The 15,971-nt window shown below is 72.9% G+C and carries 15 protein-coding genes; 6 read left to right on the forward strand and 9 right to left on the reverse strand.

Annotated elements, in window-relative coordinates:
- Positions 1-56 precede the first annotated feature (56 nt).
- Positions 57-974 (forward strand): sucrase ferredoxin, encoded by a 918-nt coding sequence (locus tag ACYVIP_RS21040; RefSeq protein ID WP_460398868.1) that lies wholly within the window; start codon positions 57-59, stop codon positions 972-974.
- Positions 975-993: 19 nt separating this feature from the next.
- On the opposite strand, the gene ACYVIP_RS21045 is transcribed toward ACYVIP_RS21040, so the two are convergent.
- From ACYVIP_RS21045 to ACYVIP_RS21055, 3 genes are all read right to left on the reverse strand, one after another.
- Positions 994-2,337 (reverse strand): SPFH domain-containing protein, encoded by a 1,344-nt coding sequence (locus ACYVIP_RS21045; protein WP_460398870.1) that lies wholly within the window; start codon positions 2,335-2,337, stop codon positions 994-996.
- A gap of 129 nt (positions 2,338-2,466) precedes the next feature.
- The gene (locus tag ACYVIP_RS21050; RefSeq protein ID WP_460398872.1) at positions 2,467-2,892 is read right to left on the reverse strand and encodes an NfeD family protein; all 426 of its coding nucleotides are present in this window, start codon (positions 2,890-2,892) and stop codon (positions 2,467-2,469) included.
- Positions 2,893-2,927: 35 nt separating this feature from the next.
- Positions 2,928-3,737, reverse strand: coding sequence for a DUF3097 domain-containing protein (locus tag ACYVIP_RS21055; RefSeq protein ID WP_460398874.1), 810 nt, complete (start codon positions 3,735-3,737; stop codon positions 2,928-2,930).
- A 93-nt stretch (positions 3,738-3,830) separates the two neighbouring features.
- On the opposite strand from ACYVIP_RS21055, the gene ACYVIP_RS21060 reads away from it, so the two are divergent.
- Both ACYVIP_RS21060 and ACYVIP_RS21065 read left to right on the forward strand, forming a co-directional pair.
- On the forward strand, positions 3,831-4,343 hold the full coding sequence (locus ACYVIP_RS21060; RefSeq protein WP_460398876.1) for an RNA polymerase sigma factor: 513 nt from the start codon (positions 3,831-3,833) through the stop codon (positions 4,341-4,343).
- Complete coding sequence (locus tag ACYVIP_RS21065; protein WP_460398878.1) at positions 4,340-4,873, forward strand: VOC family protein; 534 nt, start codon at positions 4,340-4,342, stop codon at positions 4,871-4,873. The genes ACYVIP_RS21060 and ACYVIP_RS21065 overlap by 4 nt, the downstream gene beginning before the upstream one ends.
- Before the next feature lie 6 nt (positions 4,874-4,879).
- Here the strand turns inward: ACYVIP_RS21065 and ACYVIP_RS21070 are convergent, their stop codons facing one another.
- Positions 4,880-6,037 (reverse strand): pyridoxal phosphate-dependent aminotransferase, encoded by a 1,158-nt coding sequence (locus ACYVIP_RS21070; protein WP_460398880.1) that lies wholly within the window; start codon positions 6,035-6,037, stop codon positions 4,880-4,882.
- Between the two features lie 142 nt (positions 6,038-6,179).
- Between ACYVIP_RS21070 and ACYVIP_RS21075 the strand changes: the two genes are divergently transcribed.
- Positions 6,180-7,286, forward strand: a complete 1,107-nt coding sequence (locus ACYVIP_RS21075; RefSeq protein WP_460398882.1) for a winged helix DNA-binding domain-containing protein — start codon at positions 6,180-6,182, stop codon at positions 7,284-7,286.
- Positions 7,287-7,335: 49 nt separating this feature from the next.
- On the opposite strand, the gene ACYVIP_RS21080 is transcribed toward ACYVIP_RS21075, so the two are convergent.
- Both ACYVIP_RS21080 and ACYVIP_RS21085 read right to left on the reverse strand, forming a co-directional pair.
- A complete protein-coding gene (locus ACYVIP_RS21080; protein WP_460398884.1) occupies positions 7,336-8,130 on the reverse strand; it encodes an SCO1664 family protein in 795 nt (264 codons plus the stop codon).
- 1 nt (position 8,131) lies between these two features.
- On the reverse strand, positions 8,132-8,704 hold the full coding sequence (locus ACYVIP_RS21085) for a DUF3090 domain-containing protein (RefSeq protein ID WP_460398887.1): 573 nt from the start codon (positions 8,702-8,704) through the stop codon (positions 8,132-8,134).
- Between the two features lie 121 nt (positions 8,705-8,825).
- Here ACYVIP_RS21085 and ACYVIP_RS21090 point away from each other — a divergent pair, with 121 nt between their 5' ends.
- On the forward strand, positions 8,826-10,754 hold the full coding sequence (locus ACYVIP_RS21090) for a prolyl oligopeptidase family serine peptidase (RefSeq protein ID WP_460398889.1): 1,929 nt from the start codon (positions 8,826-8,828) through the stop codon (positions 10,752-10,754).
- Entirely contained in the window at positions 10,751-11,668 is a 918-nt protein-coding gene (locus ACYVIP_RS21095) for a S66 peptidase family protein (RefSeq protein WP_460398891.1), read from the forward strand. The genes ACYVIP_RS21090 and ACYVIP_RS21095 overlap by 4 nt, the downstream gene beginning before the upstream one ends.
- A gap of 17 nt (positions 11,669-11,685) precedes the next feature.
- Here the strand turns inward: ACYVIP_RS21095 and ACYVIP_RS21100 are convergent, their stop codons facing one another.
- From ACYVIP_RS21100 to mptB (ACYVIP_RS21110), 3 genes are read right to left on the reverse strand one after another with little or no spacing between them, the layout of a single operon-like run.
- Positions 11,686-12,807 carry a glycosyltransferase family 9 protein gene (locus ACYVIP_RS21100; RefSeq protein ID WP_460398893.1) on the reverse strand — a complete coding sequence of 374 codons (1,122 nt, stop codon included), beginning with the start codon at positions 12,805-12,807 and terminating at the stop codon, positions 11,686-11,688.
- A 53-nt stretch (positions 12,808-12,860) separates the two neighbouring features.
- A complete protein-coding gene (gene mptB, locus ACYVIP_RS21105; protein WP_460398895.1) occupies positions 12,861-14,309 on the reverse strand; it encodes a polyprenol phosphomannose-dependent alpha 1,6 mannosyltransferase MptB in 1,449 nt (482 codons plus the stop codon).
- 16 nt (positions 14,310-14,325) lie between these two features.
- On the reverse strand, positions 14,326-15,873 hold the full coding sequence (mptB, locus tag ACYVIP_RS21110) for a polyprenol phosphomannose-dependent alpha 1,6 mannosyltransferase MptB (protein WP_460398897.1): 1,548 nt from the start codon (positions 15,871-15,873) through the stop codon (positions 14,326-14,328).
- Positions 15,874-15,971 lie beyond the last annotated feature (98 nt).

Genomic DNA, 15,971 nt, shown 5'->3' on the forward strand with positions numbered 1-15,971 from the left:
ACACGGTGGTGGACCGTCCGGTCCCGCTGGTAGTGGCTTGTGAGAGTCTGCTGTGGATGGATACTTCCCGCTGCTCCGCGGTGTCGGCGATGCTCGGTGAGCCGTTGGCCGGTACGGCCGCGACCGCGCGTTCCTGGCTGTGTGTCGAACAACCGGGGCCGTGGGGGCGAGACGCGTTGTCGGCCAGTCATCTGGATCCGGGGGTGGCCGGGGAGCTGGCCCGGTTGTCGGCCGGCACCGGGGTGCGGATCGTGCTGATCCGCCGGCCGGGCAGCCATCCCGACCGGCATCGCCCGGTCCCCCGGCAGGTGTATCTGGCGCACACGGCGCCGGGGCGGACCTGGCTGGAGCGCACGTCGGTGCACGACGCGAAGCAGCTGCTCGATCTGGACTTCGTCGCGGCCGGGGCCGGCACGCCCGGGTTGCTGGGCGCGGTGTCGGACGACCGGCCGCTGATGGTGTGCACCAACGGCCGCCGGGACGTGTGCTGCGCGCTGCTCGGCCGGCCGGTGGCCGCGGCGCTGGCGGCGACCCACGGTGACGCGGTGTGGGAGTGCACGCATCTGGGTGGGCACCGCTTCTCCCCCACCGCGCTGCTGTTGCCGACGGGGTATGCCTACGGCCGGGTGGATGTCGCGGCGGCGCGGCGGCTGCTCGACGGCGGGCCGGCGGTGGTGACCGAGGGCTGCCGGGGGCGGTCGACCTGGCCCGCGGTGGGGCAGGTGGCCGAGTTGGCGGTGCGCGCCGACGAAGGGGTGGGGTGTCCGGACTCGGTGCGGGTGGGCGCGGCGGTGGAGTCGGCTGATGAGTGGCTGGTGCCGGTGGCGCATGGGGACGGCCGGGCCTGGCAGGTGCGGGTGGTGGCGCGGACGGTGAGCCCGGGGCGGGCGGCGAGCTGTGTCGCGGCGCCGACCCCGGCGGTGGCGTTCGTGGCCGCGTCGGTGACGCGAACGGCGCCGCCCACCCTGGGGTGAGCGGCGCCGTCGGTAGTGGCTAGTAGCGGGGCGGTTCGTCGGACAGTTCGGTCGACTCCGGTGGGCGGCCCAGCGGTTGGGCCGGCGGCTGGGGTGCGGCGGCCGGGCGCGGCGCGGGAGTCGGGGTGGGCAGTTGCTGGGTGGGGGCGGCCGGCGGCGGGGTCTGCGGCTCGACCCGGCGCACGGGGTGCTGGATGGGCGCGGGTGCCGGGACCGGGGTGGTGCCGGCGCTGATGGCGGGCGGGCCGGCCGGTTTGGTGGCCAGCGGGCTGGGCACCTCCTGGCGGGCGACGGCCTCGGCCTCGCGGACGGCCTGGGCGACCTTGGGGTCGGTGGAGGTGTCGAACCAGGAGGCGATCTCGTCGTCGTCCTGTTCGGGGTGTGACGGGGGCTCGTAGGCCGGCGGTTCGTAGCGGAACACGCCGTCGTCGCCCGGTGCGCCCAGTGCCCTGGCGAAGCCTTCGAGGGCCTTGCCGAAGTCGTTGGGCAGCATCCAGACCTTGTTCGAGTCGCCCTGGGCCAGCTGCGGGAGGGTCTGCAGGTACTGGTAGGCGAGCACCTCGGGGGTCGGCTTGCCGGCCTTGATCGCGTCGAAGACCTTCTCGATGGCCTTGGCCTGGCCCTGTGCCTGCAGGTAGCGGGCGGCGCGTTCACCCTGGGCGCGCAGGATCCGGGACTGGCGTTCACCCTCGGAGGCCAGGATCGCGGCCTGCTTGGCGCCTTCCGCGGACAGGATCTGGCTCTGCTTCTGGCCTTCCGCGGTCTTGATGGCCGCCTCGCGGGTGCCCTCCGCGGTGAGGATCATGGCGCGCTTCTCGCGGTCGGCGCGCATCTGCTTCTCCATGGAGTCCTGAATGGACGGTGGAGGGTCGATGGCCTTCAGCTCGACGCGCGCGACCCGGATTCCCCACCGGCCGGTGGCCTCGTCGAGCACGCCGCGCAGCTGGCCGTTGATGGAGTCGCGGGAGGTCAGCGTCTCCTCCAGGCTCATGCCACCGACGACGTTGCGCAGGGTGGTGGTGGTGAGCTGCTCGACGCCGATGATGTAGTCGGAGATCTCGTACACGGCGTCGCGCGGGTTGGTGACCTGGAAGTACACCACGGTGTCGATCGACACCGTCAGGTTGTCCTGGGTGATCACCGGCTGGGGTGGGAAGGAGACCACCTGCTCGCGCCGGTCGATCCGGGCGCGGACCCGGTCGAGGAAGGGCACCAGGAAGTTCAGGCCGGGCTCGGCCACCGACCGGAACCTGCCGAGCCGTTCGACCACCGCCGACTGCGCCTGCGGGATCACCAGGATCGACTTCACCACGACCGTGAGTACGAACAGCACCACGACGATGACGACAATGAGGACTGTCAACGTGCCTCCACTCCGGCTCGGGCTGGCTTCTGGTGGACCCTGGGGCAGTAGATCACAAGGTCGACCCGAACCCTCTCATGGTGGGGCCGCGTCCCGGGGGAAGTTGGCCGCGTTCACCTGGTTGTCGCATCATTCCGGGTCCGCCAGCACCACCGCGGTCGCCCCGGAGATCTCCACGATGGTCACCGGCACCCCGGGCGAGATCGCCGTGTCGTCGACCGTGCGGGCGGTCCACACCTCGCCGTCGAGGCGGACCTGGCCGCCGGTCGCGTTGACCAACGACAGCGCGACCCCCTTCTTGCCGATCAGCGCGTCCACGTTGGTGTGCACCAACTCCCCGTGCATGCGCCGTTTGAGCCATGGGCGGGCGAAGGTCACCAGCCCGATCGACACCAGCGCGAACACCCCCGCGGCCAGGACCGTGTTGCCGGTCAGCCACTCGGTGCCGGCGCCGAACAGCGCGCCGACCCCGACCATGAGCAGGAAGAAGTCCCCGGACAGGATCTCCGCGGCGATCAGCGCGATTCCCCCGAGGAGCCAGAGCACAGCGGCCATGGCCCCATGCTCTCAGAGTCGTGCTGATCCGGTCACTACTCCTCACCAGTGGTAACGAAGTCGATAAGACGCTCGACCGCGCCGATCAACGGCGTCTCGAGATCCTTGTAGCTGCTGACGCGGGCCAGCACGCGGCGCCAGCCGTCGGCCGGCTCGCCCCAGCCCAGCGCGTCGCACACGCCGGTCTTCCAGTCCACGCCGCGCGGGATCACCGGCCATTCCCGGATGCCGACCGACGCCGGGCGCACCGCCTGCCACACGTCCACGTAGGGGTGGCCGGTGACCAGGACCTGCGGGTCGCGCAGGGTGTCGACGATGCGGGACTCCTTGCTGCCGGCGACCAGGTGGTCGACCAGCACCCCGAGTCGCCTGCCGGGTCCGGTGCCGAACTCGGCGACCAGGCCGGGCAGGTCGTCGATGCCGTGCAGCGGCTCGACCACCACGCCCTCCACACGCAGGTCGTGGCCCCAGACCCGCTCGACGAGCTCGGCGTCGTGGATGCCCTCGACCCACAGCCTGCTGTCCAGCGCGGTGCGCGCGGTGTGTCCGGCCACCCGCACCGAGCCCGACGCCGACACCGGTTTCGTGGTGTCCGGCCTGACTGTGGGGCGTACCAGGGTGACCGGGCGGCCCTCGAGGAGGAACCCGGCCGGGGTGAGCGGGAACAGGCGGTGGCGGCCGTGGCGGTCCTCGAGCACGACGTTGCCGTGCTCGAAGCGGGTCACCGCGCCGCAGAAGCCGCTGGCCGGGTCCTCGACCACCAGGCCAGGCTCGGCGACCACCTCGGGGATCGCCCGCCGAGGCTTGCGGGACAGGACATGCGCGCCGTACCGGTCGTCACCCACGGACCGGACCCTATCGATCGTCTGGGTGAAAAATCCGGAATCGACCCGTCGGAGTGTCGCGTGCCGGGACGACGATAGGGACATGAGGGGGACGTGAGCACGCCAGGCGTGCGGCCCGACCCGGCGCTCGGGCTGCTCGCGCTGTACGACGAGGCGCTGCCGCGGGTCTATGGCTATCTGCTGGCCCGAGGTGGGCAGGCCCCGCTGGCCGAGGACCTCACCGCGGCGACGTTCCTGGCCGCGGTGGCCGCGGTGCGCGCGCCGAAGGTGCGCCCGTCGGTGCCGTGGCTGCTCGGCCTGGCCCGGCACACGCTGGCCGACCACTGGCGGCGCGCCGAACGGGCCGAACACGGGCTGCGGCTGCTCGACGGCAGGACCCCGCCCGAGCCGGACCCGTGGGACCGGATCCTGGACGCGAGCCGCGCGCGGGAGGTGCTCGACGGGCTCGGCGCGCAGCACCGGACGGCGTTGATCCTGCGCTATCTGGACGGGCTGGCGGTCTCCGAGGTCGCCAAGAGTCTTGACCGGACCGTGCACGCCACCGAGTCGCTGCTGGCCCGCGCGCGGGCGGCGTTCCGGCGGGGCTACGACGGTGACGGCTCGTGACCGACCCGTTGGACGCGTTGTACTCGCCGACCACGCCGGTGGACCCGCCCGCGGTGTTCGCCGCCCGGCTGCGGCTGGCGTTGACCAGCGCGGTCTACGCCGGCGCGACCACACCTGCCGCGCCCCCGCCGGTGCGGCCGCCGTCGCTGACCCCCTACCTCGTCGTGGCCGACGCCAGAGCCGCGCTGGCCTGGTACGCGGAGGTGTTCGGCGGCCACCGGCACGGCGAGGCCCACGAGAACGCCGACGGCACCATCGGGCACGCCGAGCTCGGACTGGGGGACGCGGTGCTGATGCTCGCCGAGCCCTCCGCGCTGTACCCGGAGGTGCCGGTGCGCGCGCCGGACGCGCCGAGCGTGTTCAGCCACACCCTGCACCTGCTGGTCGAGGACGTGGACGCGACCGTGGCGCTGGCCAGCCGGCGCGCGGCCAGTGTCGAGCGCGCGCCGGTCGACGAGCCCTACGGCCGGGCGGCGGTGATCGTCGATCCGTTCGGGCACCGCTGGCTGGTGACCCGGCCGACCGGGTGAGGCTGGTCAGCCGAACGCGGCGACGAACCGGTCCCGCAGGTCACCCAGCCGCTCGACCGGCTCGTTGGCGTACACCAGGCGCAGGTAGCGCTCGCCGGCCGGGCCCCAGCCGGGCATCGGGGTGGCCGCGACCCGGCCGCGGTCGAACAGGCGGGCGGCGGCGTCGGCCGGGGCCAGTCCCATGGCGTGGGTGTCCACCAGCAGCGACCAGCCGCCGGCCGGGCGCACGCACGGGTAGGCCGCGAGCTCCCGCAGGATCAGTTCCGCGCGCTCGCGCCAGGTGGCGGTCGCCGCGGCCACGTCGGCGTCGGCGTCGGGTGCCGACAGCGCGTCGGCCACCGCCTGCTGGGCGATGCCGACCTGGCAGACGACGTTGGTCAGGCCGACCAGGTGGACATCGGCCATGATCGGCGTGGGGCCGACGACCCAGCCGACGCGCCAGCCGATCATCCGCAGTTCCTTGGTGGCCGAGCCGACGGTGATGGTCCGCCCGGCCAGGTCCGGGTGGCGGGCCGGGTGCTCGGGGTGGCCGGTGAACCGGATGCGTTCCATGGCGGCGTCGTAGAGCACCCAGCAGTCGTGCTCGGCGACCGCCGGGGCCAGCGCCGCCCAGTGCTCGGCGCCCAGCAGCGCGCCGGTGGGCATGGCCGGTGACATGACCAGCACCGCGGCGGTGTCCGGGCCCACGGCGCCGGCCAGCTCGGCCGGGTCGGTCACCCAGCCATCGGGGGTCGGCCGGCTGGGGACGTGGCGGGGGATGCCGCCGGCGAGGCGGATGCGGTTGACCAGCCCGGCGTAGATCGGGTCGCCGATGACGACCTGCTGTCCCGGTTCGACGGTCGCGAGCAGGACGTTGAGCACGCCGTTGAGGCCACCGGCGACGCTGACGCAGTCGGTGGCCGGGTCGTAGGCGCGGCCGGCGAGCCGGCCGACGTGCGCGGCGGCCGCGGCGCGCAGGCTCAGGCGTCCCTGGAACGGGAGGTAGCTGTTGGCCGCGTCGTCGTCGACGGCCGCGCGGGTGGTGTCCAGCGCGACCCGGGGTGGGCGCAGGTCGGTGTCGAGGTTCTCCAGCCGCAGCAGGTCGGGGTCGGCGGCGGCGTCGGCGGCCTCACCCATGAGATCGACGCCGATGCCGGGAATGTCGGCCAGCCGGGACACGCTCATCGAAACCTCCGCGGTCGAGGGGTCGGTCGGTCCAGTGCGATGAAGGACGCCGTCGTCGCGTTGAATGCGAGCAAGGACGCCTTCATCGCATTCTCCGTTACTCCCGCCGCCGACTACTTCCGCCGCCGACCAAGGGACCGTCGTGACCGTGCTCAGTGTGCGTGCGCTCAACCGCGCCACCCTCGCCCGCCAGCTGCTGATCGAGCGGGCCGAGCTGTCCGCGCTCGACGCGCTCGGCCACCTGGTCGGCATGCAGGCCCAGGCACCGTTCCCGCCCTACTACGGGCTGTGGACCCGGCTGGTCGACTTCGACCCGGTCGAGCTGGCCGACGCGCTGGTCGACCGGCGCGCGGTGCGCCTCGCGCTGATGCGGGGCACGGTGCACCTGGTCACGGCGGCCGACGCGTGCGCGCTGCGGCCCCTGGTCCAGCCGATCATGGACCGCGGCCTGCGCACCAACACCCAGCACGCGCCCGCGCTGGCCGGCCTGGACCACACCGACCTGACCGAGGCCGTCCTGGCGGTGCTCGCGCGGGGCCCGCACACGGCCAAGGAGCTGGGCGCGGCACTGGCCCTGCGCTGGCCCGACCGACCGGCCACCGCCCTGGCCCACGCCGCGCGCGGTCTGCTGCCGCTGGTCCAGGTGCCACCCCGAGCGGTGTGGGGCCGCAGCGGGCAGACCGCCTACCAGACCGCCCAGGACTGGCTGGGTCGTCCGCTGGACCCGGCCCCCGACCCCGGCGCGCTGGTGTGCCGCTACCTGGCCGCGTTCGGGCCGGCGGCGGTCGCCGACATCCAGGTCTGGTCGGGCCTCACCCGGCTGCGGGAGGTGGTGGACAGGCTCGACCTGCGGGTGTTCACCGACGAGCAGGGCCGCGACCTCTACGACCTGCCCGAGGCGCCGCGCCCGGAGGCGGACCTGCCCGTGCCGGTCCGGTTCCTGCCGGAGTTCGACAACGTGCTGCTCTCCTACGCCGACCGTTCCCGGATGATGTCGGAGGACCTGCGCAAACGGCTGTTCGGCGTGCCCAACGGGGTGTTCCCGGCGACGTTCCTGGTGGACGGTTTCCTGCGCGGCGGGTGGCGGATCAGTACCCAGCGCGGGGCGGCCACGCTGACGATCACCCCGTGGGCCCCGGTGTCGGCCAGGGACCGGGCGGCGCTGGTGGACGAGGGCGGACGCCTGATGGAGTTCGCCGCACCGACCGCGCGAACCCGACAGGTCCAGTTCGCCGACCGCCCTGAATGAGGCATTGGCGACGGTCAGCGTCCCGAATGGGGCATTCAGGGCGGTCGGGCTAGAACGCGGGCCAGGGGATGGCGCGGTGGTCCGCGCCCGGGGTGGGGAACTGGTCGATGCGCTGGAGGTCGGCCAGCCTGCGGTGGAAGGCGCGGACCTCGGCGCGGGTCAGGTGCTCGGCCAACCGCTCCCCCAGCCCGTCGTCGACCGCGGCCCGCAGCGTGGCCAGCATCGCCAGCACGTCCTCGCCAAGCGGCTCCCCCGACCAGCCCCACAGCACCGTGCGCAGCTTGTGGTCGGTGTGCAGACAGATGCCGTGGTCCACGCCGTAGACCTGGCCGTCGGTGCCGTGCAGCACGTGCCCGCCCTTGCGGTCGGCGTTGTTGATCACCACGTCGAGGGCGGCCATCAGCCGCACGCTCGGATGGTCGGCGTGCACGAGCACCGCCGGGTCGCCGTGGCGGTCGTGGGCGCGTAACACCGCCCGCCAGCCGGCGGGCACCTCCTGGGGAGCCAGCACGTCGACCAGGTCGTCACCCTCCTTGGTGTCGACCCACAGCTGCACCATGCCGGGCCCGAACGGGCCCGGCCGCAGCACCGTCGGCGGGATCACCGACAGGCCGGCGGCCTCGGACACCAGGTAGGCGGCGACTTCCCGGCCGGCGAGCGTGCCGTCCGGGAAGTCCCATAACGCCCGCTCGCCGCTGATCGGCTTGTACACGCAGTGCGCGGTGGCGTCCCCGCCGGTGATCTCGCAGAACAGGGTGGCGTTGGAGGCGTCGACCAGCCGGCCCTCGACCTCGATACGGCCCTGGGCGAGCAGCTCGGCCACGGCCGGGTCGGACGGCAGCACGTTATTCCGTCTCGTCCTCGGTGCGCCGGTAGCCGTTCTGCCGGGGGCACACGTGCCCGGCCGGGTCCAGCGGCTCGCCGCACAGCGGGCAGGGTTTGCGGCCGGCGTTGATCACCCGGTCGGCGCGCTCGGCGAAGGCCCGCGCCTCGGCCGGGGTGAGGAACACCCGCACCGCGTCCGGGCCCTCGTCGGTGTCGTCGAGCACGATCGACTCGTCGACCTCGGTCTCGGTGATCGCGAGCAGCTCGATGACCACCGCGCGGGTCTCGGAGTCCCAGCCAAGGCCCATGGTGCCGACCCGGAACTCCTCCTCGACCGGCACGCGCAGCGGGTCGAGGTCGACCCGGTCGTCGGGGGTCTCATCGGGCAGGTCGGCGCCGAAGCGGCGGTGGACCTCCTCCAGGAGCGATCCGATGCGCTCGGCGAGCACGGACATCTGCTGCTTCTCGAGCGTGACGCTGATCGTCCTGGCGCTCTCCGAAGCCTGCAGGTAGAACGTGCGGTCGCCGGGTTGGCCAACCGTGCCGGCGACGAACCGATCAGGTTGGCGGAAGACATGAATGACACGAGCCATGGCACCTCCGACCCTACGGCAAACGACGTCGACGAGCAGGCCTGTTCCGCGACAAGTCGATGTTGTTCGGGAACGTTATCGACAGCCCCCTACGGGCGTCCCACCGGTTAGGGTTTCGCCCGTGGTGAAGATCGCACAATTCGGAAGCTGGGAGTCACCGTTGAGCGCCGCCGAGGCGGCCGCGTCCGGCGGGGAACCCCGATGGGTCGGCACGCATCGCGGGCGGGTGTGGTGGGCCGAGAGCCGCCCGACCGAGGGCGGCCGGCTCGCGGTGCTGCACGAGGGCCCGGACGGGCCGGTCGAGGTCTTACCGGCGCCGTGGAACGTCCGCAACCGCGTGCACGAGTACGGCGGCCGGCCGTGGGTGGTGGTCGACGGCCCGGACGGTGAGCTGCTGGTGTTCACCAACTGGGCCGACCAGCGCCTCTACGCCACCCCGGTCGACGCGCCGGCGGCCCCGACCCCGATCACCCCGGTGCCCGAGCGGGAACACGGGCTGCGCTACGCCGACCTGTCCCCCGGCCCGGACGGCACCGTGCTGTGCGTGCGGGAGACGGTCACCGGCGACCTGCCGACCGACGTGCACCGCGACCTGGTCACCGTCGCCATCGACGGTGGCGGGGTGACCGCGCTCGGGGCGCGGCAGCACTTCCTGGCCGGACCCCGGCTGTCCCCCGACGGCACCCGGGTGGCCTGGATCGGCTGGGACCACCCGAGGATGCCCTGGGACGGCACCGACCTGTGCGTTGCCCCGGTCACCGATCTCGCCGACCACACCGTGCTGGCCGGCGGGCCGCGCCAGAGCGTGTGCCAGGTGGAGTGGGAGACCTCGGAGTCCCTGCTGGCGCTCAACGACCCCGACGGCTGGTGGAACCTGTTCCGCATCGGGCTGGACGGGTCGGCCGCCAACCTCGCGCCGTGCGCCGAGGAGTTGGGCGGGCCGCTGTGGGCCATCGGCGCCCGCTGGTTCACCGCCCTTGGCGAGGGCCGGTTCGCGGTCCTGCGGTCCAGCCGGCTCGCGGTGCTCGACGAGCACACCGCCACGGTGACCGACGTGGACACCGAGCTGTCCTGGTGGTCGGCCGACCTGGTGGCCGACGGGACCTCGGTGGTCAGTGCCGCCGGGACCCCGACCACCGGGGTCGCGGTGGTGCGCCTGGACGTGGCCACCGGCGCGACCACCCGGCTCAGCGCCGCCCGCGACGACCTGCCCGACCCGGCCTACCTGCCGATCCCGACCCTCCGGCGGTTCACCGGCCAGGACGGCCGGTCGGTGCCCGCGCTGGTGTATCCGCCGCGCAACCCCGACTTCGCCGCGCCGCCGGGCACCGCGCCGCCGTACCTGGTGTTCGTGCACGGCGGCCCGACCGGGCAGGCCAGGCCGACGCTGGCGTTGGACTTCGCCTTCTTCACCAGCCGTGGCCTGGGGGTGGTGGCCGTCGACTACGGCGGCTCGTCGGGCTACGGGCGGGAGTTCCGCGAGTCGCTCAACGGCCAGTGGGGGGTGGTCGACGTGCAGGACAGCGCCGAGGTGGCCGCCGCGTTGGCGCGGGAGGGTGCCGCGGACCCCGCGCGGCTGGCCATCCGCGGCGGCTCGGCCGGCGGCTGGACCGCGGCGGCGGCGATGACCAGTGTCGACACCTTCCGCTGCGGGACCGTCATGTACCCGATCCTGGACATGCTCGGCTTCGTCGACGAGACCCACGACTTCGAGTCCCGCTACCTCGACTCGCTGGTCGGCACCCTGCCCGAGCACGAGTCCCGCTATGTGGAGCGCTCGCCGATCAACCGGATCGACCAGCTGGCCGGACCGGTCCTGCTGTTGCAGGGTCTGGAGGACATGGTGTGCACCCCGGTGCAGGCCAACCGGTTCGTGGCCTCGCTGGACGGCTCCGGTGTGCCGCACGCCTATCTGACGTTCGAGGGTGAGCAGCACGGGTTCCGCAAGGCGCAGACCATGCGGGCCGTGCTCGAGGCCGAGCTGTCCTTCTACGGTCAGGTGTTCGGCTTCACCCCGCCCGGGGTGCCGGTGCTGGAGCTGCGCTCATGACGACCAGCAGGATCAGGCCGCGGCGGTTGCGGGCCGGCAGCCGGGTGGCGGTGGTCGCCCCGTCGGGCCCGGTGGTCCCCGAGCTGCTGGACCGGGGGGTGGGCGTGCTGGCGGAGTGGGGGCTGACCGTGGAGGTCGGCGACCACGTCCTGGACCGCCACCCCGACCTGCCCTATCTGGCCGGCCGGGACGCCGACCGGGCGGCCGACCTGCAGCGCGCGTGGTGCGACCCGGCGATCGAGGCGGTGGTCTGCGCCCGCGGCGGCTACGGGACGCTGCGGATGGTCGACCTGCTGGACTGGCAGACGATGGCCGCGGCGGGCCCGAAGATCTTCACCGGGTCCAGCGACATCACCACGCTGCACTCGGCGATCGGCGCGCAGCTGGGCCTGGCGACGGTGTTCTCGCCGACCGTGGCGACCGGCTCGTTCGACGACACCGCGCAGAAGTCCCTGCGGGCCACCCTGTTCGAGCCGGAGACCATGCTCTCGCTGACCGGCCCGTCGGTCGCGACGATGAGCCACGGCAGCGCCAGCGGGATCATCGTCGGGGGCAACCTGAGCCTGCTGGCCTCGGGGCTGGCCGGTGGGGATGCCCCGCCCGAGGACGCGATCCTGCTGCTGGAGGACGTCAACGAGGAGCCGTACCAGGTCGACCGGATGGTCACCCAGCTGTTGCGGGCCGGGTGGTTCACCGGGGTCGCCGGCATCGCGTTGGGGTCCTGGAGCGGCTGCGGGGAACCGGAGCAGGTGTACGCGGTGCTGATGGATCTGTTGGGGGGCTTGGGCATCCCGATGGTGTGGGAGCTGGGGTTCGGTCACGTTCCCGGGCAGCTGACCGTGCCGCTGGGGGTGGCGGCCACCCTGGACGCCGACGCGGGCACGCTCACCCTCGCCGAGCCCGCCCTGGTGTGACCGGCTCAGCCGAGGGTCTAGCCGAGGGCGTCGACCAGGACGTTGTCGATCGACCACAGGCGGGACCGGTCGCCGTCGAGGGCGTCGAGCATGCGGGTGGCGTGGTCGTGCAGCGCGGTCTGGTAGTTCCACCGGCGGTCGATCAGCCGGACCGCGCCGTCGACGATCTCGTCCAGGTCGGCCCGGATCCTGGCCTGGGTCATGCTCGGCGAGCGTTCACCGCCGTCGGTGTCGGTGACCATGGGCGGGTCCTCGGCCATCAGGTTGTAGCAGGGGAAGCGGTCCAGGTCGGGGATGACGGTGAAGAACGGGACCCCGTTGAAGAAGTACTCCGGCCAGCGGTTGCCGCCGATGGTCAGCCACGGGGTGCCGACGGCGAGCGCGACCATGCCGAAACCGGTGTGCGGCGAGACCAGCACGTCGCAGGCGGCCACCGCCGCCAGCTGGTCGACCAGCGGCTCGTCGACCACGTCCAGGGCGCGGGGCATGGCGGCGGTCAGCCGGTCGAGCTCGGCGCGGGTGAAGGTGGTGGCGGTGCGCTCGTCGGCGTGCAGCTTGCCGACCAGACAGAACGTGGCCGTGGGGAACTGGGCGGCCAGCGCGGCGATGACCAGCTCCCAGGAGCTGGTCGACGGGTAGTAGGCGCGCGGTGAGCTGCCGCCGGGCAGGATCGCGATCCGCGGGCCGTCGCCGGGCATCCTGGTCGGGTCCGGCGCCAGGGTGAGGCGCAGGTGCTCCCCCGGCGCGTAGGGCACCGGCTTGGGGAACCCGGCGAAGCCCTTCTGTCCGCTCAGCTGGCCGGTGCTCGCGTCGAACCAGGACGCGAGGCCGGGGAACAGGGATCGCTGTGCCGGGTCGTAGCCGCGGAAGTCGGACACCACAGTGTCCCAAGTGGACGGAAGGGTGGCCAGTGCCCTGGTGTGGTCGGCGTCGGTGTCGAACAGGTCCACCGGGATCGGGTAGGTGCGCTCGACGAACTCGGCGTAGCCGGTCAGCTCGTGGGCCGAGCTTGTGTTGAGCGCCATACTGATCCGGCGATCCGGGTCGGCCACGTGATAGCCGTGCGCGTAGTGCAGTCCCTCGACGACGTGGCCGATCGGATGGCAGTACACGAAGTTCACCAGGAATGCGGAGCCCATCCGCGCAGACTCCCCCAGTGCGCCGACACCGGCAACTCCGTTTATCGCGCCGGTTATCGCTCCGGTTGTCGCCGGGAGAGTCGCAGTGGGTCCGGCCGCACCAGGGAGACCGCGGCGAGCACCGACAGCGCCGCCGCGATGATCATCAGCGACCACACGTCGGTCAGCTGCTCACCGTCGGGTGAGTACGGTGCGACCAGGAACACACTGACGCCCGCCGCGACCGCGAGCTGGCGCGGCTTCCACGCCACCGCCGCCGCCAGGCACAGGCCCCAGGTCAGGTACCACGGCAGCATGGTCGCCGACAGCAGGGCCACGGCGAACAACGCCACCGCCGCCCGGCGCACCGCGTCCGCCCCGCCTTCGCGCGCCAGCCACCACTGCCGGACCAGCACGTAGCCCAGCAGCAGCAGGCCGAGGATCCGGGTGACGGTGACGAACGGGCCGCGGGGCAGGTCGAAGGGCGCGCCGACGATGCCGTGCACCAGCTGGCCGGCCGCGGTCGGCAGCGACAGCCAGTTCACCAGCCGCGAGGACGCGTTCACCATCGTCACCCAGCCGAGGTCGACCCCGGCGGCGAGCGTGCTCACGGCGAACACCGCGGCGAACACCGCCACCGCGCCCGCCGCCGCGCGGGCGAAGTTGCGCCACAGCGTCGAGGACAGGTGTCCGGCCCACACCCACACCAGGAACGGCAGCGCCACCGCCGCGCTCGCCTTGACCGCGACCCCGACGGTGACCAGCGCGATGCCGGCGACGTGCCGGCGGTCCAGGACCAGCGCGGTGCCCGCGGCCAGGAACCCGATCATGATGAGGTCGTTGTGTGGGCCGCCGACCAGGTGCACCACGGTCAGCGGCCCGGCCACCATCAGCCACACCGCCACCGGCAGGCTCCCGCCGAGGTGGCGCACCAGCCGGGGCAGCGCCCACAGCAACAGCGCCAGCCCGAGCAGGTTGGTGAGCTTGACGACCAGCAGCCCGGCGGCGATGTTGGTGCCGGTGACCGCGACGATTCCCTTGACCAGCAGGATGAACAGCGGCCCGTAGGGGGCGGGGGTGCTGTGCCAGAAGGGGTGCACGTTCTCGATGAACTCGGGGTCGGCCAGCAGCACGGTCGGGCCGTCGGTGAACGGGTCGAACCCGGCCAGCGCGATGGCGCCCTGCGCGAGGTAGGAGAACACGTCCCGGGTGAACAGCGCGGGCGCCACCAGCAGCGGCACCGTCCAGCAGGCCGCGGCGGCCAGCACCGGCCGGGTGCCGACGCGGCCGGCGATCACCTCCCGGCCCAGCCGGATCCAGCCGACCACCAGCAGCGCGTAGCCCAGATAGACGACCATGGTCGAGAGCAGCTTGCCGTGGCCGAAGCGCATCCAGGAGATCGGGCCGTCGGACATCACCGGGTCGGTCACCGCGCCCGCGCCGGCGCCGAGCCCGCCGATGAGCAGCAGCACCGCGCCGACCAGGCCGATGACCAGGGGTCGTCGCCAGGTACTCGCCGTCATGTCCAGAGTGGTCGGTTCAGTGCGCAGCACGTGGCCCGACCGTGACGAGCGGCTCGCGGTCGGTGGTGAACAGGTTGAGCGGGTCGTGGCGCAGCAGCGAGACCCCGGCCAGCACCGACACGCCGGCGGCGCACAGGATGAACAGCCAGTCGTAGAGCAGGTCGTCGCCGGCCGGGGTGTAGGTGAGCACGAGGAACACCGCGAGGCTCACCTGGACGGCCAGCTGGCGGCGCTTCCAGGGCAGCGCGGCGGCGAGCATGAAGCCCCAGGTGAGGTACCAGGGCAGGGTGGCCGGCGAGAGGATCGCGACCAGCAGCAGCGCGAACGCGGCCCGCTTGACCGCGTCCGGGCCGCCGTCGCGGGCCCGCCACCACTGCTTGACCAGGATGACGACCATCAGCAGCGCGCCGAGGACGCGCATCGTGTTGACGAAGTACACCTTCGGCAGGTCGATCACCAGGCCGATGAACGAGTGCACCAGCTCCCCCGCGCCGGTCGGCAGCGACAGCCAGTTCACGATCGCGGTCGGCGCGTCCAGCGCGGCGATCCAGCCGAGGTTCACCCCCGAGGCGATGGTGGCCGCGGCGAAGGTGGCCACGAAGATCCCGATCGAGCAGGCGCAGGCGCGGGCGAAGTTGCGCCACATGGTCGAGGACAGGTGTCCGGCCCACACCCACACCAGGAACGGCAGCGCCACCGCGCCGGTGGCCTTGACCGCGACCCCGACGGTGACCAGCACGATGCCCAGCACGTGTCTGCGGTCCAGCACCAGCGCGGTGCCCGCGGCCAGGAACCCGACCATCAGCACGTCGTTGTGCGGGCCGCCGATCAGGTGCACCACGGTCATCGGGCCGGCGATCGCGAGCCACATCGCCACCGGCAGCCGGCCGCCGAGGTGGCGCACCAGCCGGGGCAGCGCCCACAGCAGCAGCAGCACGCCGATCAGCAGGCCCAGGCGCATCAGCAGCACGCCGAGCATCATGTTGGTGCCGGTGACCGAGATGACGGTCTTGGCCAGCAGGATGAACAGCGGCCCGTAGGGGGCCGGGGTGCTCTGCCAGAACGAGTCGACGTTGTCCACCACGGGGTCGACGTCCAGGTTGCCCGGCCCGACGGTGAACGGGTCGAAGCCGTGCAGGGGCAGGGTGCCGTAGGCGATGTAGAGGTAGGCGTCGCGGCTGAACACCGGCGGGGCGGCCAGCATCGGCACGATCCAGCAGGCCGCGGCGACCAGCACCGGCCGGGTGCCGACGCGGCCGGCGAGCACGTGGCGGCCCAGCCGCACCCACGCCCAGACCACGAGCAGGAACCCGACGTAGAGGACGAGGGTGGCGAGCATGCGCCCGTGCCCGTACCGGATCCAGGACAGCGCGCCGCGACCGAGCAGCGGGTCCTGGGCGAGGATCGCGCCCGCGCCCAGCGAGCTGAGGAAGATCAGCACGCTACCGATGGTGCCGAGCGCGATGGTGCGGGTCGGTAGCGGATGTGCGCGCCGCTGCCCGGATTCCGCGGTGGTCGCGCCGTCGGCGGAGGTCACAGGTGGGGCCCCGGTGGTGGTAGACATGGCGGCTTGAGATTACACAGGACCGTTGGTCTGATTGCCGCAGTGGCCGGTTTTCGGTCGCGCGGGGGTTACCGTGTGGCCGTGCGATCTTCGATACG

It is taken from the genome of Actinophytocola sediminis (genome assembly GCF_054779715.1).